Origin of the sequence: Streptomyces mayonensis, from assembly GCF_018982965.1 — a bacterium.
Classification (GTDB): Bacteria; Actinomycetota; Actinomycetes; order Streptomycetales; family Streptomycetaceae; genus Streptomyces; species Streptomyces mayonensis.
The window spans coordinates 1-1,263 of record NZ_JACBYP010000269.1; the positions used below are offsets into that span (position 1 = coordinate 1).

Annotated in this window: 1 protein-coding gene and 1 pseudogene; both read left to right on the plus strand. The window is 72.9% G+C overall.

Annotated elements, in window-relative coordinates; translation table 11 throughout:
• Positions 1-390: pseudogene (locus tag HZS56_RS37790) on the plus strand (MFS transporter); the annotation flags it as partial.
• Positions 341-1,263, plus strand: a 923-nt coding sequence (locus HZS56_RS37795; protein WP_216725322.1) for an acetoin utilization protein AcuC, incomplete at its 3' end; no start/stop codon positions are given. The pseudogene HZS56_RS37790 and the gene HZS56_RS37795, both read left to right, overlap by 50 nt.

The window sequence follows — 1,263 nt, forward strand, 5'->3', positions numbered from 1 at the left end:
GTCGGATTCGCGGTGGTGGCGGCGGCGCCGGGGGCCTGGGTGGGGATGCTCGGGTTCACGCTGCTGGGGCTGGGACTCTGTGTGCTGGTGCCGCAGACGTTCGCGGCGGCGGGGCGGCTGGCGGCGGAGCGGGACGGTGCTCCGGGGGCGTCGGATGCGGCGGTGGCGCGGCTCAACGTGTTCAACTACGTCGGCTTTCTGATCGGTTCACCGTTGGTGGGGGCGCTGGGGGACGCCTGGACTTATCGCGGGGCGATGCTCGTGCCGATGGTGTTGGTGCTGGTGACGGTCGTGTACGCCAGGTCGTTCGGGGATCCGCCGGACCGATACGGTGGCGGGCATGAGCGGCCGCGCACAGCTGATGTGGGACGAGGCAGTAACGGGCTATGACTTCGGTCCCGAGCATCCGATGGACCCGGTCCGGCTGGCCCTGACGCGAAGTCTGGTCGGTGCTCTGGGGCTCGACCGGGAGGTGGAGGTCGTCGCGGCGCGGTCGGCGGGGGAGTCGACGCTGCGGCTCGTGCACCGGCAGGACTACGTCGACGCGGTGAAGGCCGCGTCGGCGGAGCCGGGGGCGGCGGACGCGTCGTACGGGCTGGGGACGGTCGACGATCCGGCGTTCGCGGGGATGCACGAGGCGTCCGCGCTGATCGCCGGGCAGTCGGTGGGGGCGGCGGAGGCGGTGTGGCGCGGGAACGCGCTGCACGCGGTGAACTTCACGGGTGGGCTGCACCACGCGATGCCGGGTGCGGCGTCCGGGTTCTGCGTCTACAACGACGCGGCGCTGGCGATCGCGCGGCTGCTGGAGCTGGGTGCCGAACGGGTCGCGTACGTGGATGTGGACGTGCACCACGGGGACGGGGTGCAGGCGGCGTTCTGGGAGGACCCGCGGGTTCTGACGGTGTCGTTGCACGAGCATCCGTCGACGCTGTTCCCGCAGACCGGGTGGCCGGAGGAGACGGGCGCGGACGGTGCGGAGGGCACGGCGGTGAACGTCGCCCTGCCGGCGGGGACCGGGGACGCGGGGTGGGTGCGGGCGTTCCACGCGGTGGTGCCGGAGGTCCTGGCGGACTTCCGGCCGCAGGTCCTGGTGACGCAGCACGGGGCCGACACGCACTTCGAGGATCCGCTGGCGCACCTGGCGGTGTCGCTGGACGCGCAGCGGGCGGTACAGGTGGCGTGCCACGAGTTCGCGCACGAGTACGCCGGGGGGCGGTGGGTGGCCCTGGCCGACGTGGTGCGGTACCTGGAGAAGTACGCCGA